The organism is Pseudomonas sp. SMN5 (genome assembly GCF_052041925.1).
GTDB lineage: Bacteria > Pseudomonadota > Gammaproteobacteria > Pseudomonadales > Pseudomonadaceae > Aquipseudomonas.
Window position 1 is genome coordinate 1 of the sequence record NZ_JBKGGX010000034.1, and the last position, 23,322, is coordinate 23,322.

Consider the following 23,322-nt stretch of genomic DNA (forward strand, 5'->3'; position numbering starts at 1 on the left):
GAACGATGACGCGCTCTAGCGCTGCAACACCAGAATCCGCGACAACAACTCATCCCGATCCACATAGCACCCTTGGAAATGCCGCGCCCCGGTGGCGGGGTCGAAGGCGTTGCGGGCGTGCAGCGTGCGGCGATTGTCGAAGCACCAGAGCTGGCCGGGCTCCAGGCGTTGCATGACGCGAAACCGTGGTTCGCGGGTCAGGGCGATGAAGCGTCGGTAGGCGTTGTAGAGCCTGGGCATTTGCTCGACCGAGGTGTCGAACGGCCCGCGCAGGAAGTTCGCCATGCGAATTTCCGAGACTTGCCCGAGGGTATCCAGGGCGATGATCGGCGCCAGGCAGCGGTAGTCGCTGTGGCGGTCTTTGTTGCGAAACTCCACCGGGATTTCGCACAACGCAGCGAAGGCGTCGGGATCTTCCTGGCGCAGGGCCTGGGCGATGGCGAAACCATCGACAAAAATGCTCTCGCCGCCTTCAGCGTCGTTGACCAGGCAGTGCAGGAACTGCAAGCCCGGCTGCAATTCCCGAGTCGGCAAGTCGCTGTGCAGTGGCAGGTTGAAAGCGGTGTAGGCGTTGCTGTCGGCGTCGGCCTTGGATTGCACATTGAACAGCACGCCGAAGTTGCTTTCGCGAATGAAGGAAATCCGCTGGGCAATCGGTTTCAGCGAGCCGGGTTCGGTGGGCACGCCACGCACTTGGGTCAGGCCGATGTCGCGCACCGCCATTAGCCATTGCAGCAGGGCGGCGTTGTCGGTCATCAATGCCGGGTAGTCGAACACGGGTATGCGCAAGTCGTGCTGCCAGAGCTGGCGCCGGGGCTTGCCGGCCAGCCGTTCGGCCCGGGACTGATCGTCGTAGGCGTGGGCACGCAACCAGCCTGGGTCGAAACGGCTCTGGTGGCCGTCCTGCCAGTCCACGCACAGGCAGCCCTGGTCGTCGAGATGGGTCGCGGCGGGCGCCAGGTCTTCAGGGACATCGACGACTTCCAGTACCTGTTCGCGGGTGACGCTGTAGACGCACTGTGGGCAAGGGCAGTTGTCCCGCAGCCACGGATGATGGAAAGGACTGACCCGGCCGTCGGCCCAGGTGACCTGCACCCGGTCCGCCAAGGGTGTCACCACGCTCAGGGAACACACCAGGGGATAGCGGCGGAAATCGGCAAAAGCGGTGGCGGTGCGCATGGCGGTCTCCTGGGCTGTTATCGGGCGGGCGGCAGGGCAATGATCCGACCCATGTACGCTGGGGGCGGCAGGTCGGATTGTTCATCCAGCAGGGCCTGGAGCTTGTCCAGGGTCTGCTCGGTGAAGGGCGCGGCGCGCGGGCCGGCCAGGTCCACGTGCAGGAGCATCTGCTCGTTGCCCGCCAGCTCTTTGTCGCCTCCGGCCAGGTGCAGGCTGTGGTAGAGGTGCAGGCGCTTGGCGTCGTGGCCGATGATTTGCGTGTGCACTTGCACGTCGACGTCTACCTTCACCTCGTGCAGGTAGTTCAGGTGCAGTTCGAGGGTGAACAGCGAATGGCCGCTGGCGTCGCGGTTCTGGCTGTCCAGCCCGAGCAGGTCCATCAGCGCGTCGGTGGCGTAACTGAAAATCAGCAGGTAATAGGCATCGCGCAGATGGCCGTTGTAATCGACCCATTCGGGGCGGATGTGGGTTTTGTAGGTGGTGAGGGTGGGCATGGTGGAACTCCGCAGATGAGCACTGGTGTACACATGTGTGGCGAGGGAGCTTACTCCCGCTGGGGGCGAAGCCCCCCAAACGCTGATAACGCGGTGTATCAGAAATATCGCGTCAGCTGGTTTTGCGACCGCTTCGCGGTCGAGCGGGAGCAAGCTCCCTCGCCACAGGAATAGCGTTTAGTCACCAAAGGCCATGCCATGCCTGGCCTTGGTGGCTTTCACGGCCTCCAACACCGCCAGCAGGCAATCGTCACGGTAGCGCTCCAATGCTGAAATGCTGTGGTTGCCCAGTTGTGCGCTGGTCCCATCCACCACGTCATCGATCAGCTTCTCGGTCAGCTCCGGCGCCGGCAGGTAGGTCCACGGCAGTTGCAGCGCCGGGCCGAACTGGGCCATGAAGTGGCGCATGCCGGCGTCGCCACCGGCCAGGGTGTAGGTCAGGAAGGTGCCCATGAATGACCAGCGCAACCCGGCGCCAAAGCGAATGGCGTCGTCGATCTCGCCGGTGGTCGCCACGCCGTCGTTGACCAGATGCAGGGCCTCGCGCCACAGCGCTTCGAGCAAGCGGTCGGCGATGAATCCGGGCACTTCCTTGCGCACGTGCAACGGTCGCATGCCGAGGGATTGGTAAACCTGCATCGCCGCCTGAACGGCTTCGGGCGCAGTGTTTTTGCCGCCGACCACTTCGACCAGGGGCAACAGGTAAACCGGGTTGAACGGATGCCCGACCACGCAGCGCTCCGGATGGGTGGAGCCTTCATAGAACTCGCTCGGCAGCAGGCCCGAGGTGCTGGAGCCGATCAACGCGTCCGGCTTGGCGGCGGCGCTGATCTGGCTGTGCAGCTGGAGTTTCAATTCCAGGCGCTCGGGGGCGCTCTCCTGGATGAAGTCGGCGTCGCGCACGCATTCTTCGATGGTCGCGACGAAGCGCAGCCGGTCCTGAGAGGCGCCGGGTGCCAGGCCCTGTTGTTCCAGCGCACCCCAGGCATTGGCGACGCGCTTGCGCAGCGCCGCTTCGGCGCCGGGCGCCGGGTCCCAGGCCACGACGTCCAGCCCATGGGCCAGGGCGCGACTGACCCAGCCGCTGCCGATTACACCGCTGCCCAGGGCGGCGAAGGTCTTGATGTCGGTGATAAAGCGCATGGTGATTTCCTGAAATAGTTCGGTGAGCTGATTGTGGGGGAGCCTTTGTGGAGCGAGCCTGCTCGCGATGGCGCAGTGTCAGTCGGCACATTCGGCGCCTGTTGCACCGTCATCGCGAGCAGGCTCGCTCCCACAGGGACGGGGGTGTCTGGTCAGCTACGCTGGGTCAGCCCCATCTTCTTGCGACCTTCCGCCGGGGTGAGCACCCGCGCCCCGAGGCGGCTGAGGATTTCGCTGGCGCGTTCCACCAGTTGGCCGTTGGTGGCGAGTACGCCTTTGTCCAGCCACAGGTTGTCTTCCAGCCCGACTCGTACGTTGCCGCCCAGCAGCACGGCCTGGGCCGCCATCGGCATTTGCATGCGGCCGATGCCGAAGCCGGCCCACACCGCATCGGCTGGCAGGTTATCGACCATGGCTTTCATGGTGGTGGTGTCGGCCGGCGCACCCCATGGGATACCCAGGCACAGCTGGAACAGCGGGTTGTCCAGCAGGCCTTCCTTGATCATCTGCTTGGCGAACCACAGGTGGCCGGTGTCGAAGATTTCCAGTTCGGCTTTCACTCCCAGCTCGGTGATGCGCTTGGCGCCCGCCCGCAGTTGCGCCGGAGTCGAGACGTAAATGGTGTCGCCGTCGCCGAAGTTCAGGGTGCCGCAATCGAGCGTGCAGATTTCCGGCAGCAGTTCTTCGACATGGGCCAGGCGCGTCAGCGGGCCCACCAGGTCGGTGTTGGGACCGAACTCCATCGGCCGTTCGCCGGGCCCGATCTCCAGATCACCACCCATGCCGGCGGTGAGGTTGACGATGATGTCCACGTCCGCCTCGCGGATGCGCTCCATCACTTCGCGGTACAGCGCCACGTTGCGGCTGAACTTGCCGGTCTGCGGGTCGCGGACGTGGCAGTGGACCACCGTGGCACCGGCCTTGGCGGCCTCGACGGCGGCCTCGGCGATCTGTTTCGGGGTGACCGGGACGTGGGGGCTCTTGGCGGTCGTGTCGCCAGCACCGGTGAGTGCGCAGGTGATGATGACGTCGTGGTTCATGGTACGGCTTCCTTCAGGCGAGGTGAGTCACTGCGCAGCCCGGTGGGTGCTGCGCAGATGGATAACGAGTGATCAGTTGCTGGTGAGCTTGAGGTTGTCGGCGGCCGGCTTGCCGTCGAAGGTGGTGACGCCTTCGAGCCAGCGCTGTTTGTCCTGCGGATGGTCCTTGAGCCATTGCCGGGCCGACTCGAGGGGGTCCTTGTGATCCAGCAGCGGCTGCATCATCCGGCTCTCGTCCTCGGCGGTGAACGTCAGGTTGCTCAACAGGCGGCTGACGTTCGGGCATTGGCTGGCGTAGTCCGGCGCGGTGACGGTCCAGACGGTGGCCATGCCTTCGTTCGGGCCGAGGGCGTCTTCGCTGCCTGTGAGGTAGGTCATCTGCACGTTGACGTTCATCGGGTGCGGGGCCCAGCCGAAAAACACCACGGCTTCCTTGCGGCGCACGGCGCGGTCCACGGCGGCGAGCATGCCGGCTTCGCTGGATTCGACCAGCTGGAACTTGCCCAGGCCGAACTGGTTCTTGGCGATCATGGCCTTGATCTGGGTGTTGGCGCCGGAGCCTGGTTCGATGCCGTAGATCTTGCCGCCCAGCTCTTTTTCAAACCTGGCGATGTCGGCGAAGGTTTTCAGGCCCTTGTCGGCCAGGTAAGTCGGCACGGCGAGGGTGGCGCGGGCGTCCTTGAGGCTTGGTTGGTCCAGTACCTTGACCTGCCTGGCTTCGACGAACGGGGTGATGGTCTGGGTCATCAAGGGATTCCAGTACCCCAGGAATACGTCCAGGCGCTGGTCGCGAATCCCGGCAAAGATGATCTGCTGGGAGGCGCTGGTCTGTTTGGTCTTGTAGCCGAGGCCATCGAGCATCACCTGGGTCAGCGCGCTGGTGGCGATGACGTCAGTCCAGTTGACCACGCCCAGGCGCACGTTCTGACACGCGGCGGGCTCGGCCGCCAGGGCGGCGCCATTCAGGAAAGTGGTACCGCACACAGCAAGAACGCAAGAGCTGATCAATCGTTTCATGGCGGGGTCCTCGGCAGCTTATTGTTATGGATTCCGGTGTCTGCGCGCCGGTGATGCCAAGTTACGCAGGCGAGCCCTCGGCAAAGCGCACTGCGGCGACGCGCTCTTGCACTGCAGCGACCAACTGGCGTATCAAGTTCCCACGCTACCCGCCAACCGAGTGCGCTTAATGTCCCAGGATTTCTACTTTTTGTTGATGCCGGGTTTTTCGGCCATCGGTTTCATTTCGGCCATCGAGCCGTTGCGCGTCGCCAATCGATTTCGCGGTGAGCTGTACCGCTGGCATGTGCTGAGTGCCGACGGCGGGGCGGTGCTGGCGAGCAATGGCATGTCGGTCAATGCCGATGCGGCGCTTGAGCCGTTGAAGAAAGGCGCGACGCTGTGGGTGGTGGCGGGGTTCGAACCGCTGAAGTTCGCCACGCCGGCATTGGAGCGTTGGCTGCATCGGCTGGACAAGGAAGGCGTGACCCTGGGCGGCATCGATACCGGCAGCGTGGTCCTGGCCGAGGCGGGGTTGTTGGAAGGGCACCGAGTGACGCTGCACTGGGAAGCCATCGAGGCGTTCAAGGAGTCCTATCCGCAGCTCAGCGTGACCCAGGAGCTGTTCGAGATCGACCGCCGCCGCATCACCTGTGCCGGCGGTACGGCGTCCATCGACCTCATGCTGGACCTGATCGGCCAGGCCCACGGTGCCGAGCTGGCAATCCAGGTCAGTGAGCAATTCGTGCTGGGGCGCATTCGTCCACGCAAGGACCACCAGCGAATGGAAGTCGCCAGTCGCTACGGCGTGCGTAACAAGAAACTGGTGCACGTCATCGGTGAAATGGAGAGCCACAGCGAGCCGCCGCTGACGACCCTGGAGTTGGCCGAGGCCATCGGCGTCACCCGACGCCAGCTCGAACGGCTGTTCCGCCTGCATCTGAATGACACCCCGAGCAACTTCTACCTGCGCCTGCGTCTGGAAAAAGCCCGGCAACTGCTGCGCCAGACTGACATGAGCGTGCTGGAGGTCAGCATCGCCTGTGGCTTTGAGTCACCGTCGTATTTCACCCGCAGTTATCGGGCGCGGTTCGAGCGGTGTCCGCGGGAGGATCGGCGCAAGGTGGTCTGATGGCCGAACACGGACCCTGTGGGAGCGAGCCTGCTCGCGATAGCAATGGATCAGGTGACTGATGTGCCGTTTGACAGATCGCTATCGCGAGCAGGCTCGCTCCCACAGGAGATGCCTTGCCTGGTGCATTATTGTTTCTTCAACGCCGCACACGCCGCTTTGTACGCCTCATGCTGATATTTATTCAGCGTCGCCGGCAAAGCGATGTCATGCTTTTTGCTCTGGGCATTGATGGTTTGCGGCGACAGCAGCGTCACTTCGCAGCCTTCCAACAGCTGGAAAACCCCTTCGATCTTGAACGTGGTCGGGCCGCCGGCGAACTCGCCTTTCTTGCTGCGCTTCTTGATGGCGATCCGCTCGATACCGTTGTCCAGCACAAACGCCCGGACCTGGGCTGCGAACGCCCTGACGTTGGCTGCCTCGTCATCGTCGTCCAGAGCGATTTTCTTGGTGTTCAGCGCAACGTGGCTCAGCGCCTGCTGATCCAGCGAGGCAACGGCGATGATCGCTTCGCTGCCTTTGATTTCAATGCCGCAGATAATCATTCGAACCTTCGGGATCGGGGTATGAGGCTCAAGTCTATCCACATCGAAGCCAGGAGACGTGGTGATTTTGTCGCCTCAATCCATGGTCTTGCGCAGGTCCAGCATGATCTTGTCAAAGTAGTCGACCCGGATGATGCCGAAACGGGGGTATTCGAAGTCCAGGATCACATACAGCACGCCAACCATGACCGCCGCATAACCCAGGCTGTGCAGCCATTTGCGTTGGGCTGTACCGGCCATGCCGTAGCCGATCAGCACGGCGCTGATCAGGGCCATGGTCACCAGCATCAGATAGATGGCCAAGGGTGGATGGGTCTCGTGCGCCACGGCGCGGGTGGTGGTGATGTCGATCATTTCATTCTGCGCTTGCAGCACGCTGGTTCCCAACGTCGGAGTGGGCATCTTTTGCATGGCGCCGATCGTGCTTTTCCAGATGGCCTGTTGCAAAGCGTTGGCTCGGTCGTGGGCCGCCTCGTCGACCTGATCCTCGCGCAGATCACGGTAATACTCGATCCGGGCGTCGACATAGTCCCGGAACGCCTGGCGTATGACAGGTTGCTCGCTGGCCGGCAGCAGATCCAGGCGCAGCCAGGCGGTACCCATGGCGTTGGTTTCGGCAATGATCAACGCTCGCCGTTGATCCAGGCGCGAGGCTGCGCCGGAGAAGGTGAAGGCGATCAATAGTGCCAACAGACCGAACACCGCGCCTTCAATGGCCCCGATGCCTTGGCGGGCGCCCTCGGGATCCTGGGCCAGATGACGATTGCCGATCCGGCGACCGGCCTCGATACCCAGCACGATGGCAATGAAAATGGCCGCGCCGTAGAAGGGCAAGACAGTGAGCGCATGCATTCGAGAATCCCCGCAAAGCGAAGCGTGGGTTCATCCTAGGATTCTCGTAGTGATCCGCCTACTGTCAGAGTTGACAGTAGGCGGTGGCGGAGCCGCCCTGCTGCAAGACGACGTGCAGCTACAGCTCCAACTGATCGGCATGGATGCCAAAGACAGCGGCAATTTTCTCGCGAGTCGCCCGGCGAGGTTTGGCGACGGATTCCTGCTGGGCAAAGGCCGGCTGAGAAATCCCGAGACGTCTGGCAACGTCTTCCTGGGTCAGGCTCAGGTGTTCGCGCCAGGCGCGGATGGGGGTTGCGCCGTCGACGATACGGCTGACGACTTCATGGGGGATCAGGTCGGGCTCCAGCTTTTGCGCAACGTACTGGGCATATGGGATGACCACAAATGCCGGATTGCCGTCTGCATCGTTGATGATCTGAATATCAGTAGGTACGTTCATCGCGTTTCTTGACCTCTTGAATGCTGACGACCTTGATCGCCCCGTCCCAGTCGAACATGACTCGATAATTCCCCACCCGGAGGCGGTACGCATAGTCATGGCCGACGAGCGCTTTGACGTTAGTCACATCAGGCATCCGGGTGAGCAACGTAACGGCATCCCGAACCTGGACCTGATGAACAGAATGCAATCTCAGAAGCTGCTTAACGGCCTTTCTGGTCCAGTGAATGGTGTTCATGGGAAATATAAGTTTTTTATAAGTTTTTTTAAATGCTGACTTATATTTCCCTCAACGCCAACGGATGAAAGTTGTCGGGATATTGCTCCAGGTGCAAGTCACTGCACGGTGCGTCTCCAGATCATGAAGATTTGCTCTTGTTGCGCCATCACTCTTGCCCAATCGACTCCAAAAACTCCGACCGATCATCGCTCACCTGGGCCATGCAGTCGTTTTCGGCGATTTTGTAGGCTTCGCTGCCGGGTTTGGCCGGGAAGGCGGCGATGGCGCAGTCGGCTTCGCGCTGTTTGAGCCACAGCTGCTGGGCGGCCTTGATCTTGGCGGTGATGTCGGTCAGCTGGGTCTTGTCGCTGGCGTAGCGGGTTTGCAGGCGTTCGTTGAGGCTTTGCAGGTTTTCGCTGAGCAGTTGTTCGGCGGCGGTCTTGCCGTAGGCCGAGCAGGCCAGGGTCTGGACGTCGTTTTCCACGGCGTCGCAAGGGTTCGGTTCGGTGTCTTCGGTTGCGTGTGCGACGGTGCTGATCAGTGCCAAAGCCAGGAAGATTGATTTCATCGCGTTGCCGCTCAAGTCCAGTGAAAGCCAGTGATGCCGCGGATTCTGGCGCAACCGTGGGCTAAAGAACAGACGGGCAGGGTGGGCCTGTCATGGCCCAATGTCGGTGATTGACGCTTTCGGCAATTCCCCTGTCGTTTTTGCACCCGGTCCCCACGGCCCCGAGGCATATGCTGGCCCCAAAGCGCCGGCAGACGATTCGGCGCATGAAATCCGATAAAAGGGGACTGCCTGATGAGCCCAGCCGAATTGCACGCCGACAGCATCGTTATCGACGGGCTGATCATTGCCAAATGGAACCGCGACCTGTTCGAAGACATGCGCAAAGGCGGCCTGACCGCCGCCAACTGCACGGTGTCGGTGTGGGAAGGCTTCCAGGCCACCATCAATAACATCGTCGCCAGCCAGAAACTGATCCGCGAAAACAGCGACCTGGTGATCCCGGTGAAAACCACCGCCGACATCCGTCGCGCCAAGGAACAGGGCAAGACCGGCATCATCTTCGGGTTCCAGAACGCCCATGCGTTCGAAGACCAGCTCGGTTACGTCGAGATCTTCAAGCAGCTCGGCGTCGGTGTGGTGCAGATGTGCTACAACACCCAGAATCTGGTGGGCACCGGCTGCTACGAGCGTGACGGCGGCCTGTCGGGCTTCGGTCGTGAAATCGTCGCCGAGATGAACCGCGTCGGCATCATGTGCGACCTGTCCCACGTCGGTTCCAAGACCTCCGAAGAGGTCATCCTCGAATCGAAGAAGCCGGTCTGCTATTCCCACTGCCTGCCGTCCGGCCTCAAAGAGCACCCGCGCAACAAGTCCGATGAAGAGCTGAAGTTCATTGCCGACCACGGCGGTTTCGTCGGCGTGACCATGTTCGCGCCGTTCCTGGCCAAGGGCATCGATTCGACCATCGACGACTACGCCGAGGCCATTGAGTACACCATGAACATCGTTGGCGAAGACGCCATCGGCATCGGTACCGACTTCACCCAGGGTCACGACCAGGCGTTCTTCGAAATGCTGACCCATGACAAGGGCTACGCCCGCCGCCTGACCAACTTCGGCAAGATCATCAACCCGCTGGGCATCCGCACCGTGGGCGAGTTCCCGAACCTCACCGAGACGCTGCTCAAGCGCGGTCACTCCGAGCGAGTAGTACGCAAAATCATGGGCGAAAACTGGGTGAACGTCCTGAAGGACGTCTGGGGCGAGTGAATACCTCTGGAGCCTACTCCGCTCGCCGATAGCTGCGTCAGGTCCTCGCGCCAAGCTCGCCGTACATGCGTACTGTCTCGCTTGTCGCTCCGGTCCTTCCTTGCTCTCGACGTGCTCGCTACGGCTCCAAAGGCATTCACGCAGCTTTTTTATAAGAGCAAAAGCAAACGCTTCGCTCAGTAATGATCACGAATTTCCGGAGTCAAGTTTTCATGGCCAAAATCGCCCCCCAACTGCCTATCGAAGTCGACAGCGAAACCGGTGTCTGGACCTCCGACGCCCTGCCGATGCTGTACGTGCCGCGTCACTTCTTCGTCAACAACCACATGGGGATCGAGGAGGTGCTGGGCGCCGAGGCCTACGCCGAGATTCTCTACAAGGCCGGCTACAAATCCGCCTGGCACTGGTGTGAAAAAGAAGCCGAATGCCATGGTCTGGAAGGCGTCGCGGTGTTCGAGCACTACATGAAGCGTCTGTCGCAGCGCGGCTGGGGCCTGTTCAAGATCCAGGATATCGACCTGGACAAAGGCACCTGCAGCGTCAAGCTCGAGCACTCGGCGTTCGTCTACGTGTACGGCAAGGTCGGGCGCAAGGTCGACTACATGTTCACAGGTTGGTTCGCCGGCGCCATGGACCAGATCCTGGCCGCCCGTGGCAGTTCGATCCGCACCGTGGCCGAGCAGGTCTATGGCGGTTCCGAAGAAGGCCACGACGACGGCCTGTTCATCGTCAAGCCGTTGTAAGTCGAGGACCGCGCCATGGCTTTTGAAGCAATGTTCCAGCCGATCCAGATCGGCAAACTGACCATCCGCAACCGCGTGCTCAGCACCGCCCACGCGGAGGTCTACGCGACCGACGGCGGCATGACCACCGACCGTTACGTGAAGTATTACGAAGAGAAAGCCAAGGGCGGCATCGGCCTGGCGATCTGCGGCGGCTCGTCGGTGGTGGCCATCGACAGCCCGCAGGAATGGTGGAGCTCGGTGAACCTGTCCACCGACCGCATCATCCCGCACTTCCAGAACCTGGCCGACGCCATGCACAAGCATGGCGCCAAGATCATGATCCAGATTACCCACATGGGCCGTCGCTCGCGTTGGGACGGCTTCAACTGGCCGACCCTGATGTCGCCGTCGGGCGTGCGCGAGCCGGTGCACCGTGCCACGTGCAAGACCATCGAGCCGGAAGAAATCTGGCGGGTGATCGGCAACTATGCCCAGGCTGCGCGCCGCGCCAAGGCCGGTGGCCTGGACGGTGTCGAGCTGTCCGCCGTGCACCAGCACATGATCGACCAGTTCTGGAGCCCGCGGGTCAACAAGCGCACCGACGAATGGGGCGGCAGCTTCGAAGGCCGCATGAAGTTCGGCCTGGAAGTGCTCAAGGCCGTGCGCGCCGAAGTGGGCGACGATTTCTGCGTGGGCATGCGCATCTGTGGTGACGAGTTCCACCCCGATGGCCTGTCCCACGAGGACATGAAGCAGATCGCCAAGTACTACGACGACACCGGCATGCTGGATTTCATCGGCGTGGTCGGTTCGGGTTGCGACACCCACAACACGCTGGCCAACGTCATCCCGAACATGAGTTATCCACCGGAGCCGTTCCTGCACCTGGCCGCCGGTATCAAGGAAGTGGTCAAGGTTCCTGTCCTGCACGCGCAGAACATCAAGGACCCGAACCAGGCCACGCGGATCCTGGAAGGCGGTTATGTGGACATGGTCGGCATGACCCGCGCCCACATCGCCGACCCGCACCTGATCGCCAAGATCAAGATGGGCCAGGTCGACCAGATCAAGCAGTGCGTCGGTGCCAACTACTGCATCGACCGTCAGTACCAGGGCCTGGATGTGCTGTGCATCCAGAACGCCGCGACGTCCCGTGAGTACATGGGCGTGCCGCACATCATCGAGAAATCCACCGGGCCGAAACGCAAGGTGGTGGTGGTCGGTGCCGGCCCGGCGGGCATGGAAGCGGCACGCGTCGCTGCCGAGCGCGGCCACGACGTGACCCTGTTCGAGAAGAAGGAATTCATTGGCGGGCAAATCACCACTGCTGCCAAGGCGCCGCAACGGGACCAGATCGCTGGTATTACCCGCTGGTTCCAACTGGAACTGGCGCGCTTGAAAGTCGACCTTCGCCTGGGCGTAGCGGCTGACGCGGCGACCATCATGGACCTGCGTCCGGACGTGGTGGTGCTGGCCGTCGGCGGGCATCCGAACGTGGAGCAGAACGAGCACTGGGGCGCCGCCGAAGGGCTGGTGGTCAGCAGCTGGGACGTGCTCGACGGCAAGGTGCTGCCTGGCAAGAACGTGCTGGTCTACGACACCATCTGCGAGTTCACTGGCATGTCGGTGGCCGACTTCCTGGCCGACAAGGGCAGCCAGGTCGAGATCGTCACCGACGACATCAAGCCGGGCGTTGCGATTGGCGGCACCTCGTTCCCGACCTACTACCGTAGCATGTACCCCAAAGAAGTAATCATGACCGGGGACATGATGCTGGAGAAGGTCTACCGCGAAGGCGACAAGCTGGTGGCGGTGCTGGAGAACGAATACACCGGTGCCAAGGAAGAGCGCGTAGTCGACCAGGTGGTGGTGGAGAACGGCGTGCGGCCGGACGAGGAAATCTATTACGCGCTGAAGGAAGGGTCGCGCAACAAGGGTCAGATTGACGTCGAAGCCCTGTTCGCGATCAAGCCCCAGCCGTGCCTGGAGCAGAGCGGCGATGGCTACCTGCTGTTCCGCATCGGCGACTGCGTGGCCCAGCGTAATACACACGCCGCCATCTATGACGCGCTTCGGCTCTGTAAGGATTTTTGACGGCGTAGCTGCAAGCGGCAAGCTACAAGCTACAAGTAAAAGCACGGTCTCCGCTGCTCTTTCTTGCCGCTTGCAGCTTGTAGCTCGCACCTCGCAGAGGTGACTCTGATGCTTAACACCCTTCTCCCCATCCTGCTCTTCGCTGCCCTGGGCCTCGCGGTCCTCGGCGCCTTGCGCCGGGTAAACATGTGGCGCCGGGGGCGGCCGTCCAAGGTTGACCTGATCGGCGGCCTCTTCGCCATGCCCAAGCGCTACATGGTGGATTTGCACCACGTGGTGGCGCGGGACAAATACATTGCCAACACCCACGTGGCCACGGCCGGTGGTGCGGTGGCGTCCGTCGTGCTGGCGATCCTGGTCCACGGTTTCGGCCTGCATAACCGCTTCCTCGGCTATGCGTTGCTGCTGATGTCCGCCGTGATGTTCGTCGGCGCAATCTTCGTCTACCTGCGTCGGCGCAATCCGCCGTCACGTCTGTCGAAAGGCCCGTGGATGCGCCTGCCGAAAAGCCTGCTGGCATTCTCGGTATCGTTCTTCCTGGTGACCCTGCCGGTGACCGGTATCCTGCCGGAGAACTTCGGCGGCTGGGTGCTGGCGGCAATCCTGGGGATTGGCGTGCTGTGGGGCGTCTCGGAATTGTTCTTCGGCATGACTTGGGGCGGGCCGATGAAGCACGCTTTCGCCGGCGCCCTGCACCTGGCCTGGCACCGTCGTGCCGAGCGCTTTGGCGGCGGTCGCTCCACCGGCCTCAAGCCGCTGGACCTGAACGACCCGGCCGCGCCGCTGGGTGTGGAGAAACCCAAGGATTTCACCTGGAACCAGTTGCTCGGCTTCGACGCCTGCGTGCAGTGCGGTAAATGCGAAGCCGCTTGCCCGGCGTTCGCCGCCGGTCAGCCGCTGAACCCGAAAAAACTCATTCAGGACATGGTCGTCGGCCTGGCCGGCGGTACCGATGCCAAGTTCGCCGGCAGCCCGTATCCGGGCAAGCCGGTGGGCGAGCACGGCGGTAATCCGCACCAGCCGATCGTCAATGGCCTGGTGGACGCCGAGACGCTGTGGTCGTGCACCACCTGCCGTGCCTGCGTCGAGGAGTGCCCGATGATGATCGAGCACGTCGATGCCATCGTCGACATGCGCCGGCACCTGACCCTGGAAAAAGGCGCCACCCCGAACAAGGGCGCCGAGGTGCTGGAAAACCTCATTGCCACCGACAACCCTGGCGGCTTCGCCCCGGGCGGGCGGATGAACTGGGCGGCGGACTTGAACCTGAACCTGCTCAGCGAGAAGAAATCCACCGACGTGCTCTTCTGGGTCGGTGACGGCGCCTTCGACATGCGCAACCAGCGTACCCTGCGTGCGTTCGTCAAAGTGCTCAAGGCGGCGAAGATCGATTTTGCCGTGCTCGGCCTCGAGGAACGCGACAGCGGCGACGTGGCCCGGCGCCTGGGTGATGAAGCGACGTTCCAGCTGTTGGCCAAGCGCAACATCCAGACCCTGGCCAAATACAGCTTCAACCGCATCGTCACTTGCGACCCTCACAGCTTCCACGTACTGAAAAACGAGTACGGTGCCTTCGATGGCAACTACCTGGTGCAGCATCACAGCACTTACCTGGCGGAGATCATCGGCGCTGGCGCCCTCAATCTCGGCCAGCACAAGGGTGACAGTGTGACGTACCACGACCCGTGCTACCTGGGTCGCTACAACGGCGAGTACGAGGCCCCGCGCCAGGTGCTGCGCGCACTGGGCATCGAGGTCAAGGAAATGCAGCGTTCCGGCTTCCGCTCCCGTTGCTGCGGTGGCGGTGGCGGTGCGCCGATCACCGACATCCCGGGCAAGCAGCGGATCCCTGACATGCGCATGGAGGACATCCGTGAAACCGGTGCCGAACTGGTGGCCGTGGGTTGTCCACAGTGCACCGCGATGCTCGAAGGCGTGGTCGAACCTCGCCCGATGATCAAGGACATCGCCGAGCTGGTGGCCGACGCATTGCTCGAAGACGCGGCGCCGAGCAAGCCGGTGGCCTCGACCAAACGTGAACCTGCGGAGGTGCATTAATGAGCGACATCATCCGCCGCGACCCTCGCGCCGAGTGGATCGCCCGCAACCGCCTGCACCCGCTGCACGCGGCCATGCAACCGGTGCAGCACAGCTGGATGGGGCCTAACGGCGTCATTCGCAAGAATGTCCATGGCGTCGGTTTCATCGGCCCCAACGGTATCAAGCGCATTGACCGCAGCGGTGCCCAGCAGGGCGGCACCAGCAAACGCAGCGCCACTGTCGAAGTGCAACTGCCGCTGCATCAGGTTCCGCAACCGGCGTTCTACATCAGCGTCGTGCCCGACATGGTCGGTGGCCGCCTCAGCAGCCACGACCGCGATCTGTTGGGCCTGGCTCATCAGTTGGCCGGCTCCGACGGTGCCGTCTTGGCGGTGGTCTTCGGTGAGCATAAGGAAAGCGCGTTCGCCACGGCGGGCGTCGATCGCTTGTTGGTGCTCGAAGGGGACGAGTTCAATGGTTATGCACCGGAACAGCGGGTCCAGGGCCTGCGGGCTGTGGATAATCAGTTCAACCCGCGTCATTGGTTGCTGCCCGACAGTCGCAGCGGTGGCGGCGAACTGGGCCGGCGTTTCGCCGCGGCTCTGGGCGAGCGCCCGGCCACGCGGGTCTGGCAGGTCAAGGGCGAAGAGTGCATCGGCCGCGCCGGTGCCGGCTTGCAGGACTTGGCCCGGCCATTGGCGCGGTTGATCCTGGCCGCAGCCGAATGTGCCGAGCCGGTCAGTGAATCCCGTCATGAAGCCTTGCCGGTGGAGTTATCCACAAGCGTGGCGCGCAGTTTGTCGCGTATCGAAGACCTGGGTGCGGTGGCGGTGGACCCGGGCGCGATCCCGATGGCCGAAGCCGAGTTCATTTTCTCCGGCGGCAACGGCGTCAAGGACTGGGCACTGTTCCACCAGGCCGCCGCCGCCCTGGGCGCGACTGAAGGCGCCTCGCGAGTGGCGGTGGACGATGGCTTCATGGCCCGCGACCGCCAGGTCGGCGCCAGCGGCACCTGGGTCACGGCGCGGGTCTACGTGGCCGTGGGCATTTCCGGGGCGATCCAGCACCTGCAAGGCATCGGTGCCTGCGACAAGGTGGTGGCGATCAACCTCGATCCGGGCTGCGACATGATCAAACGGGCGGACCTGTCGGTGATCGGTGACAGCTCGGCGATCTTCAAGGCGCTGATCGCTGCGGTAGAGGCTTACCGCAACGAAGCCAAACGCGACGCGGCCTAAGCGAAGGATTCAAGCATGACGACTCAAGTGATCAGCCTGGTGTCCATCGGCGCCCACCCGACCTCCGGTCGCCCACGGCGCGCCGAGCAGGATGCCCGCGCCGTGGAGCTGGGCTTGCAACTGGCCGGCAACGACTTACAGGTGCTGCACGCCGGTGACGTGGCCGAACCGGCCCTGCGGGCTTACCTGGGTATGGGCCTGGACGATCTCCATGTGCTGGAAAACCCTGACGGGGCCGATGCATTACCGGCCCTGACCGATTATCTACGTGACGCCGGTGCTCAGGTGGTGCTGACCGGCAGCCAGGCTGAAACCGGCGAGGGCTCGGGCATGCTCCCGTTCCTGCTGGCGGAAAACCTCGGCTGGCCGCTGGTGGTGGGGCTGGCCCAGGTCGAATCCATCGACAATGGCACGGCACTGGTGCTGCAGGCCTTGCCCCGTGGGCAACGCCGCCGCCTGAAAGTGCGCCTGCCATTCCTGGCGACTGTGGATAACGCCGCGCCCAAGCCTCGGCAAAGCGCCTACGGCCCGGCGCGACGTGGCGCCCTGCATGCCGAGGAAGTCGAGGTAATCGACGACACGCTGCTTGCCGTAGCGACCCTGCAACCGGCCAAGCCACGGCCCAAGCGACTCAAAGTCATCAAGGCCAAGAGCGGCGCCGACCGCATGAAAGCCGCCACGGCCAAGGCCAGCGGCGGAGGCGGGCAGGTGCTCAAGGGGGTGACCCCGGAGGCTGGCGCTGAGGCAATTCTCAAGCTGTTGATTGAAGAGGGCGTGGTCCGCTAGTCCCAAGATCGTCTGGAACTCCTGTGGGAGCGAGCTTGCTCGCGATAGCAATCTGTTAGTCGCTGATGTTGTTGACTGATAGATCGCTATCGCGAGCAGACTCGCTCCCACAGGGGGATGGTTTACCCACAAACTTGCCGAGTTTCCCACAATCCCTGTGCGCGCCTCTGTGGATAACCTGTTCGCCCCTCGCCCTGACCCACGTCAATCAAGCCCTGCGGGCCTGCGCTCAAAAAACAACCAGCCTAACCTACGGTTTTAGCTGGCTTTTCCCGGTAGATAGCGAGCTGGAGCTGCGTGCATTTGCCCCCAATCTCTGTTGGCGCTTCTGTGGATAAGATGTTCGCTATCGTCTGTAAGCCATACGGTACGTAGCTCCCAGGCATTTGATCATTAAATGATCAAATGCCTGGGTTGCAGCGGGATTTTTCCTAAAAAGCCGCGTGTTACACGGTGTAGAGGTGTTTTTCCACAGAACCGTCAAAATTACCCCCAAACGCTGTTGGCGCTTCTGTGGATAAGGTGTTCGCTCACCGCCATAGCCCTTGTACGGCAAGGGTTACGAGTGATTGATTAAAAAATAACCTACGCCTAATGCAAATCATAGCTGCGCATAAGTCACGGTTTTTCTTCGCTTTACGGAAAGAAAACCCCCGGTCTCATCCAACTTGTCCCCATTTGCTGTGGGCTGTGTTGTGGATAACTTGTATTCAAACCTCTCCACGCCACGGCGGGCTTAGTCGCAATCGAAATAGATCAAATTTCGTACAGTTCTAAGGAACTGGCTTGACTAGGACCTGTCGCCTGTCTTCACTCAGGGCACAAGGACTCCGTTTTTATCCACATCAGGTTCAGGGAGAACGCATGATGGATAGCCAGCCCTACCACGCTTGTCCGCTTTTCACTGTCATAGCCCGCCCGCCATGCCCTACCTCGTTGCCCCTGCGTGCTCATTGGCGTGCCGCCAATCCGCGTGCGCGGCTATAGCGCTCCCTTGACCATCTGAATCTTCCCGCAACACCGCTGACTGCCGCTCGAACCCCTACGAGAGAGTGGCCAGGCGTTCGTGCGCCCGATTGCAGGCAACCGCAGAGTTGCCCCATCTGCCTTGAGAGGACTGAACATGACACGGATCTCAACCCCCATCAGCCAAATCCAGGAACACTACGACGTGATTGTCATCGGTTCCGGCTACGGCGGTGGCATTGCCGCCTCGCGCCTGTCCCGGGCCGGGCGCAAGGTGTGCCTGCTGGAGCGTGGCCGCGAGATACAGCCCGGCGAGTATCCCAACACCCTGCTGGCGGCCACCGAGGACCTGCAGGTGCATGACCCGGACGGCCACATCGGTTCGCGCACCGGGTTGTATGATTTGCACGTCAATGCCCAGCAGAACGTGGTGGTCGGTTGTGGCCTGGGTGGGACCTCGTTGATCAACGCCAACGTTTCGCTGGAGCCGGAGCCGGGCGTGTTCGAGGATCCGCGCTGGCCGCAGGCGGTGCGCGAGCACCGTGACACACTGCTTAAGGACGGCTATGAGCGGGCCCGGGAGATGCTCAAGCCCAATCCGTATCCAGCCTCGCAGCCAAAGCTGCCCAAGCTCGATGCTCACAAGAAGTCGGCCGATTACCTCAAGCAAGGCGCGCATTTCTACAAGCCGCCGATCAACGTGACCTTCGACAAACTGCCCGACAACCTCAACCACGTCGGCGTCGAACAACTGCCGTGCAATGGTTGTGGCGATTGCGTCTCGGGCTGTAACAACAAGGCCAAGAACACCACGTTGATGAACTACCTGCCGGATGCCTGGAACCATGGCGCGGAGATTTTCTGCCAGGCCGAGGTGCGCCACTTGGAACGCGACGGCAATGGCTGGATCGTGCACTTCCAATACCTGGACAGCGGCCGCGAGTTGTTCTCTGCGCCGACCCTGTTCGTGCGTGCCGACATCGTGGTGGTGTCCGCCGGGACCCTGGGTTCTACCGAAATCATGCTGCGCTCGCGGGACAGAGGCCTGTCGATGTCCAACCAGTTGGGCGAGAACATGAGTGGCAACGGCGACATCCTCGGCTTTGGCCACAACTGCGACCAGACCATCAACGGCATCGGCTTTGGCGCCCACTCGGCCAAGGAACTGGAACCGGTGGGGCCGTGCATCACCTCGATCATCGACATGCGCACCGAGGGCGACTGGCGCAGCCGCATGGTCATCGAGGAAGGCTCGATCCCCGGCGCCCTCGGCCGGCCGATGGTGCCGAGCATGGCGGCGTTCGCCGCAATGATCGGCGTGCCCACCGACACCGGTTTCGGCGCCAGCCTCAAATACAAGGGTCGCGAAGCCGAAAGCCTGGTGCGCGGCCCTTACTACGGCGCGCTGCATAACATGCAGACCTACCTGATCATGAGCCACGACAACGGCAAGGGTCGCATGGTGCTCGACAGCAAGGACCAGCTGCGCATCGATTGGCCTGGCGTCGGCGAGCAGGAAAACGTGACCCTCGGCAATGAGCGCCTGCACCAGAGCACCAAGGCCCTGGGCGGGATCTGGGTGGAGAACCCGATCTGGACCAAGCTGCTCAGGCACAGCATCGTTTCAGTCCACCCGTTGGGCGGTTGCGTGATGGGCGACGATGCGACCCAAGGCGTGGTCAATCACAAGGGCCAGGTATTCAGCGGCACCAGCGGCACGGACGTCCACCCCGGATTGTACGTGGCCGATGGCGCCGTGATACCGACCTCGCTGGCGGTCAATCCGCTGTTGACGATATCGGCCGTGAGCGAACGCAACATGGGGCTGCTCGCGGCGGACCATGGCTGGAGCATCGATTACACGCTGCCTTCGGCGCCGCGTAAACCGGTGGCTGCGCCGACCCTCGGGGTGCAGTTCACCGAGACGATGAAGGGCTACTTTTCCACAGCCTTTACCCAACCCCAGGGCACCGATCTGTCGCTTTACGAAGCGGCGGCCAAGCGTGGCAAAAACGATAACTCGCCTATCGAATTCACCCTGACCATTACCGGCGACGATCTCAATCGACTGATCAAGGAGCCGGAGCACGCCGCGACCATCGTCGGCACCCTGGACGCACCGCTGCTCTCGCCCCAGCCGCTGGTCGCCAGCAACGGGGTGTTCAATCTGTTCGAGCAATATCAGGAACAGGTCGGCGTGCGGCACATGAACTACGACATGAAACTGACCGCCGAAGACGGCACCGACTATTACTTCAGCGCTTTCAAGACCGTGCCCGAGGACAATGGCGTGCTGAATATCTGGCACGACACCAGCACGTTGTACGTCACGCTTTATCGCGGCCCGGACAAGACCGGCGCGGTGCTTGGCTCGGGGGTAATGCACATCCTGCCGGCCGATTTCGCCAGGCAGATGACCACCATGAAAGTGCTCAACGCGCGCAACGAGCGCGAACGGTTGGATGCGCTGGCGCGGTTCGGCAAGTTCTTCGCCGGGATCCTCTGGGAAAGCTATGGCGGGGTGTTTGCCGGCGACATCTACTTCAACCCGGACGCGCCGCCGAGGATCAAGCGGCCGCTGGATGCACCGGCGCCGACCGTGCATTTCTTCGAGACCGAGGACAATGTCCAACTGCGCCTGACCCGCTACCAGGCAGGCACCAAGGGCCCGGTGATGCTGGTGCATGGCTTGGGCGTGGGTTCGAATATTTTCTCCACCGACACCATCCACACCAACCTGCTGGAGTACCTGTGCAAGCACCAGTACGACGTGTGGTTGCTGGATCTGCGGGTGAGCATCCTGCTGCCGGTAAGCAAGCAGGAATGGAACGGCGACCAAGTGGCCCAATACGACTTCAAGGCAGCCATCGAGCAGATCCAGCAAGCGACCCTGGCCCGTGACGTGCAGTGCGTGGTGCACTGCTACGGCGCGACGACGTTTTTCATGTCGATGCTGGCCGGGTTGCAAGGGGTGCGCTCGGTGGTCTGCTCGCAGATTGCCGCCGACACGGTGGTCGCTACCGCCACCGGCTTGAAAGCCGGCCTGCACCTGCCGGGGATGCTCGATGCCATCGGCATCAAATCCCTGACGGCCTACGCCGACACCAAGGAGAACTGGTTCAACAAACTCTACGACAAGGCGTTGAATGGTTATGCCCGGATCGAGGCCCAGGGCTACTGCACCAACCCGGTCTGCCACCGCATCACCTTCATGTACGCGTCGCTGTACCGCCACGACACCCTCAACGAAACCCTGCACGACAACCTGCATGAGCTGTTCGGCGAGTCGAACATGCACACCTTCGAGCACCTGGCGCTGATCGTGCGCAAAGGGCACCTGGTGGACTTCAAGGGCAACGACGTCTACATGCCGCATTTCGACCGGCTGAAACTGCCGATCTGCTTCATCAGCGGTTCCGACAACCAATGCTACCTGCCGCAAAGCACCCTCAAGACCTATGAGCGCCTGTGCGACCTGCACGGCCCGCAACTGTTCAGCCGCCACGAGATACCGGGCTACGGCCATATCGACTGCATCTTCGGCAAGGATGCGGTGGTGGATGTGTATCCGATCATCCTTGAACACTTGGAGAAGACTGCGTTGGGTTGAAGTCGTGGTGAACCCGTGGCGAGGGAGCTTGCTCCCGCTCGGCCGGTCCGCGCTCGGGCGAAGCAGTCTTCGCTTTTGGTATTTGGGGGGCGCTGCGCGCCCCAGCGGGAGCAAGCTCCCTCGCCACAAAAAGCGTTGCTCTGAGCCAAAGAAGAAGGAAAAGGATGCCCATGAACACTTACATCCGCTGGTTCCAACGCATCATCTGGGTCGGGATTGTCATGAACATGGTCTTCGCGATTCCGGCGCTGTTCGCGCCGGCATTGCTGACGTCCATGCTCGGCCTGCCGCCCGTGCTGTCCGATCCCTGGCTGGAGAACACCGGCATGCTGCTGGTGGGGATCAGCCTGTTCTACATGCCTTCGGGCTTCAACGCGCCGCGTTTCGTGGTGAATTCGTGGCTGTGCGTACTGTCGCGGCTGGTGGCGGTGGTGTTCTGGATCTATCTGATCAACACCAACAACCAGGGTCATTTGTTCGAACCGATGCTGCTGGGCGACTTGAGCATGTTCCTGATCCTGGGTGTGCTGTTGTACCTGGGCAGCCCGGCGCAGAACCGTCCGCTGGCCTTGCTCCGCGCAGGCTGGCGCGAGTGGCGCGCCGGTTGGGCCCGGCACTGGCAAAGCCACGGCTTCAGGATCGGCACCCTGGTGGTCGTGCTGCTGTTGGGTTTCATCGGCTACCAGACCTGGTATCAGATGATCCGCGAGGTGCCGCAGCCGGACTTCACCTCCGACGAGGACCACTACAAGTACGCGGCCATCGGCCTGGGCATCGAGGCGCGGATTCCGTACTACCTGTTCGCCGTGCTGCCGCAGATGTGCCCGGAGAAACTGCCCAAGCCTGGCGGCTACGAGGTGTTCGGCTTCCTCTATGAAAATGGCAACGACCTGCCCATCGGCATGGCGAAGCGGCAACTCGGCTATCCCACCGTGGAACCTAACTGCGCGCTGTGCCACACCGGGTCCTACCGGGCCAACGCCTCGGACGTCGCGGTTCCGGTCGCCACGGCACCGGCCAATACCTTGCAACTGCAAGCCTTTCAATGGTTCGCCTACGATTGCGCCAGCGACCCGAAATTCACCCCCGAGGCGGTGATGACGGCGATCAATGCCAGGTTCGAGCTGGGCTTTTTCGAGAAGCTCTACAACCGCTACCTGATCATCCCGATGGCCAAGAGCGCGCTGCTCAAGCAGAAGCAGGCCTACGCCTGGCAGAAACTGCGTCCGGCCCAGGGCCCGGGACGCACCGACACCTTCAACCCGACCAAAATGGTGGTGTTCGGCTTCCCGGATGACTCGACCATCGGCACCGTGGACTTGCCGCAGGTCTGGAACCAGAAACCCCGGGAGTCGATGTACCTGCACTGGGACGGCAATAACAACAAGATCCATGAGCGCAATTACGCGGCGGCGATGGCCGTGGGCGCGACGCCGGAATCGGTGCTGCCGCCGAGTTTCAATCGGGTCACCAATTGGCTGTTGGGCCACAAGGCGCCGGCCTGGCCGTTCGCCCTGGATCAGGCGAAAGTCGCCCAGGGCAAACCGATCTGGGATAAGAACTGCGCCGGTTGCCACGACTTCGGCCGCAGCGACACCGGCCAGGTCACTACCAATATCGATCAGCTGGGCACCGATCCCCATCGGCTGAATTCCTTCACCACAGGGCTGGTGGCGGCCTTCCATGGCTTCAAGAAACCGCCGTTCGACTTCGAGGCCTATCGCAAGACCCAGAGCTACAGCAACACGCCCACCGACGGCATCTGGCTACGGGCGCCTTACCTGCACAACGGCTCGGTGCCGACCCTGTGGGACCTGCTGCAGACACCGGAGAAACGGCCGCAGGTGTTCTACACCGGCTCCGACCTCTACGACCAGGAGAAGGTCGGCTTCGTCACTAGCGGCGCGCAGATGAAAAAGTCGGCGGACTTCAAGTACGACACTCGCCTGGAGGGCAATCACAACGGCGGTCACCTGTATGGCACGCAACTGTCGGATATCGACAAGCGCGCCCTGATTGAATTCATGAAGACCCTGTAGC

Annotated in this window: 19 protein-coding genes; 9 read left to right on the forward strand and 10 right to left on the reverse strand. The window is 62.2% G+C overall.

Features of this window, described 5'->3' with window-relative positions; translation table 11 throughout:
* Positions 1-15: 15 nt before the first annotated feature.
* From ACLEJR_RS24425 to choX, 5 genes are all read right to left on the reverse strand, one after another.
* Positions 16-1,179, reverse strand: a complete 1,164-nt coding sequence (locus ACLEJR_RS24425) for a gamma-butyrobetaine dioxygenase (RefSeq protein ID WP_440817123.1) — start codon at positions 1,177-1,179, stop codon at positions 16-18.
* Positions 1,180-1,196: 17 nt separating this feature from the next.
* Positions 1,197-1,673: a thioesterase family protein gene (locus ACLEJR_RS24430; protein WP_440796252.1), complete on the reverse strand. Its 477-nt coding sequence runs from the start codon at positions 1,671-1,673 to the stop codon at positions 1,197-1,199.
* Between the two features lie 177 nt (positions 1,674-1,850).
* Positions 1,851-2,816, reverse strand: a complete 966-nt coding sequence (locus ACLEJR_RS24435; protein ID WP_440796254.1) for an L-carnitine dehydrogenase — start codon at positions 2,814-2,816, stop codon at positions 1,851-1,853.
* A 152-nt stretch (positions 2,817-2,968) separates the two neighbouring features.
* Positions 2,969-3,856, reverse strand: coding sequence for a 3-keto-5-aminohexanoate cleavage protein (locus ACLEJR_RS24440; protein WP_440817124.1), 888 nt, complete (start codon positions 3,854-3,856; stop codon positions 2,969-2,971).
* Positions 3,857-3,928: 72 nt separating this feature from the next.
* Complete coding sequence (choX, locus tag ACLEJR_RS24445; RefSeq protein WP_440817127.1) at positions 3,929-4,873, reverse strand: choline ABC transporter substrate-binding protein; 945 nt, start codon at positions 4,871-4,873, stop codon at positions 3,929-3,931.
* 169 nt (positions 4,874-5,042) lie between these two features.
* Here choX and ACLEJR_RS24450 point away from each other — a divergent pair, with 169 nt between their 5' ends.
* On the forward strand, positions 5,043-5,984 hold the full coding sequence (locus ACLEJR_RS24450; RefSeq protein WP_440796260.1) for a GlxA family transcriptional regulator: 942 nt from the start codon (positions 5,043-5,045) through the stop codon (positions 5,982-5,984).
* 128 nt (positions 5,985-6,112) lie between these two features.
* Here the strand turns inward: ACLEJR_RS24450 and ACLEJR_RS24455 are convergent, their stop codons facing one another.
* From ACLEJR_RS24455 to ACLEJR_RS24475, 5 genes are all read right to left on the reverse strand, one after another.
* On the reverse strand, positions 6,113-6,529 hold the full coding sequence (locus tag ACLEJR_RS24455) for a DUF3010 family protein (protein WP_440817130.1): 417 nt from the start codon (positions 6,527-6,529) through the stop codon (positions 6,113-6,115).
* Positions 6,530-6,604: 75 nt separating this feature from the next.
* The gene (locus ACLEJR_RS24460) at positions 6,605-7,381 is read right to left on the reverse strand and encodes a DUF4239 domain-containing protein (RefSeq protein WP_440796264.1); all 777 of its coding nucleotides are present in this window, start codon (positions 7,379-7,381) and stop codon (positions 6,605-6,607) included.
* A gap of 118 nt (positions 7,382-7,499) precedes the next feature.
* A complete protein-coding gene (locus ACLEJR_RS24465) occupies positions 7,500-7,823 on the reverse strand; it encodes a helix-turn-helix domain-containing protein (RefSeq protein ID WP_440796266.1) in 324 nt (107 codons plus the stop codon).
* Complete coding sequence (locus tag ACLEJR_RS24470; protein ID WP_440796268.1) at positions 7,807-8,061, reverse strand: type II toxin-antitoxin system RelE family toxin; 255 nt, start codon at positions 8,059-8,061, stop codon at positions 7,807-7,809. Before ACLEJR_RS24470 ends, ACLEJR_RS24465 begins: the two co-directional genes overlap by 17 nt.
* A 148-nt stretch (positions 8,062-8,209) precedes the next feature.
* Entirely contained in the window at positions 8,210-8,611 is a 402-nt protein-coding gene (locus ACLEJR_RS24475) for a lysozyme inhibitor LprI family protein (RefSeq protein WP_440796270.1), read from the reverse strand.
* Between the two features lie 234 nt (positions 8,612-8,845).
* Between ACLEJR_RS24475 and ACLEJR_RS24480 the strand changes: the two genes are divergently transcribed.
* From ACLEJR_RS24480 to ACLEJR_RS24515, 8 genes are all read left to right on the forward strand, one after another.
* Entirely contained in the window at positions 8,846-9,823 is a 978-nt protein-coding gene (locus ACLEJR_RS24480) for a dipeptidase (RefSeq protein WP_440796272.1), read from the forward strand.
* Between the two features lie 212 nt (positions 9,824-10,035).
* The gene (locus ACLEJR_RS24485) at positions 10,036-10,566 is read left to right on the forward strand and encodes a DUF5943 domain-containing protein (protein WP_440796274.1); all 531 of its coding nucleotides are present in this window, start codon (positions 10,036-10,038) and stop codon (positions 10,564-10,566) included.
* Positions 10,567-10,581: 15 nt separating this feature from the next.
* Positions 10,582-12,642 (forward strand): dimethylglycine demethylation protein DgcA, encoded by a 2,061-nt coding sequence (dgcA, locus tag ACLEJR_RS24490; protein WP_440796276.1) that lies wholly within the window; start codon positions 10,582-10,584, stop codon positions 12,640-12,642.
* A 108-nt stretch (positions 12,643-12,750) separates the two neighbouring features.
* Positions 12,751-14,700 carry a dimethylglycine demethylation protein DgcB gene (dgcB, locus tag ACLEJR_RS24495; RefSeq protein WP_440817132.1) on the forward strand — a complete coding sequence of 650 codons (1,950 nt, stop codon included), beginning with the start codon at positions 12,751-12,753 and terminating at the stop codon, positions 14,698-14,700.
* Positions 14,700-15,920: an electron transfer flavoprotein subunit alpha gene (etfA, locus tag ACLEJR_RS24500; protein ID WP_440817134.1), complete on the forward strand. Its 1,221-nt coding sequence runs from the start codon at positions 14,700-14,702 to the stop codon at positions 15,918-15,920. The genes dgcB and etfA overlap by 1 nt, the downstream gene beginning before the upstream one ends.
* A gap of 15 nt (positions 15,921-15,935) precedes the next feature.
* Positions 15,936-16,706: an electron transfer flavoprotein subunit beta gene (gene etfB, locus ACLEJR_RS24505; protein ID WP_440817136.1), complete on the forward strand. Its 771-nt coding sequence runs from the start codon at positions 15,936-15,938 to the stop codon at positions 16,704-16,706.
* A gap of 1,123 nt (positions 16,707-17,829) precedes the next feature.
* Positions 17,830-21,282, forward strand: a complete 3,453-nt coding sequence (locus tag ACLEJR_RS24510; RefSeq protein ID WP_440817138.1) for a GMC oxidoreductase — start codon at positions 17,830-17,832, stop codon at positions 21,280-21,282.
* Positions 21,283-21,452: 170 nt separating this feature from the next.
* Positions 21,453-23,321 carry a hypothetical protein gene (locus tag ACLEJR_RS24515; RefSeq protein ID WP_440817140.1) on the forward strand — a complete coding sequence of 623 codons (1,869 nt, stop codon included), beginning with the start codon at positions 21,453-21,455 and terminating at the stop codon, positions 23,319-23,321.
* The last annotated feature ends 1 nt before the right edge of the window (position 23,322 follow it).

Excerpts from the sequence above, each read along its gene's own strand:
- ACLEJR_RS24470 (WP_440796268.1), bottom strand. The coding sequence starts at position 8,061 with ATGAACACCATTCACTGGACCAGAAAGGCCGTTAAGCAGCTTCTGAGA.
- ACLEJR_RS24450 (WP_440796260.1), top strand. The coding sequence starts at position 5,043 with ATGTCCCAGGATTTCTACTTTTTGTTGATGCCGGGTTTTTCGGCCATC.
- dgcA (WP_440796276.1), top strand. The coding sequence starts at position 10,582 with ATGGCTTTTGAAGCAATGTTCCAGCCGATCCAGATCGGCAAACTGACC.
- ACLEJR_RS24480 (WP_440796272.1), top strand. The coding sequence starts at position 8,846 with ATGAGCCCAGCCGAATTGCACGCCGACAGCATCGTTATCGACGGGCTG.
- ACLEJR_RS24485 (WP_440796274.1), top strand. The coding sequence starts at position 10,036 with ATGGCCAAAATCGCCCCCCAACTGCCTATCGAAGTCGACAGCGAAACC.
- ACLEJR_RS24440 (WP_440817124.1), bottom strand. The coding sequence starts at position 3,856 with ATGAACCACGACGTCATCATCACCTGCGCACTCACCGGTGCTGGCGAC.
- ACLEJR_RS24465 (WP_440796266.1), bottom strand. The coding sequence starts at position 7,823 with ATGAACGTACCTACTGATATTCAGATCATCAACGATGCAGACGGCAAT.
- choX (WP_440817127.1), bottom strand. The coding sequence starts at position 4,873 with ATGAAACGATTGATCAGCTCTTGCGTTCTTGCTGTGTGCGGTACCACT.
- ACLEJR_RS24510 (WP_440817138.1), top strand. The coding sequence starts at position 17,830 with ATGACACGGATCTCAACCCCCATCAGCCAAATCCAGGAACACTACGAC.
- ACLEJR_RS24435 (WP_440796254.1), bottom strand. The coding sequence starts at position 2,816 with ATGCGCTTTATCACCGACATCAAGACCTTCGCCGCCCTGGGCAGCGGT.
- etfB (WP_440817136.1), top strand. The coding sequence starts at position 15,936 with ATGACGACTCAAGTGATCAGCCTGGTGTCCATCGGCGCCCACCCGACC.
- ACLEJR_RS24425 (WP_440817123.1), bottom strand. The coding sequence starts at position 1,179 with ATGCGCACCGCCACCGCTTTTGCCGATTTCCGCCGCTATCCCCTGGTG.
- ACLEJR_RS24430 (WP_440796252.1), bottom strand. The coding sequence starts at position 1,673 with ATGCCCACCCTCACCACCTACAAAACCCACATCCGCCCCGAATGGGTC.
- ACLEJR_RS24455 (WP_440817130.1), bottom strand. The coding sequence starts at position 6,529 with ATGATTATCTGCGGCATTGAAATCAAAGGCAGCGAAGCGATCATCGCC.
- ACLEJR_RS24460 (WP_440796264.1), bottom strand. The coding sequence starts at position 7,381 with ATGCATGCGCTCACTGTCTTGCCCTTCTACGGCGCGGCCATTTTCATT.
- ACLEJR_RS24475 (WP_440796270.1), bottom strand. The coding sequence starts at position 8,611 with ATGAAATCAATCTTCCTGGCTTTGGCACTGATCAGCACCGTCGCACAC.
- ACLEJR_RS24515 (WP_440817140.1), top strand. The coding sequence starts at position 21,453 with ATGAACACTTACATCCGCTGGTTCCAACGCATCATCTGGGTCGGGATT.
- dgcB (WP_440817132.1), top strand. The coding sequence starts at position 12,751 with ATGCTTAACACCCTTCTCCCCATCCTGCTCTTCGCTGCCCTGGGCCTC.
- etfA (WP_440817134.1), top strand. The coding sequence starts at position 14,700 with ATGAGCGACATCATCCGCCGCGACCCTCGCGCCGAGTGGATCGCCCGC.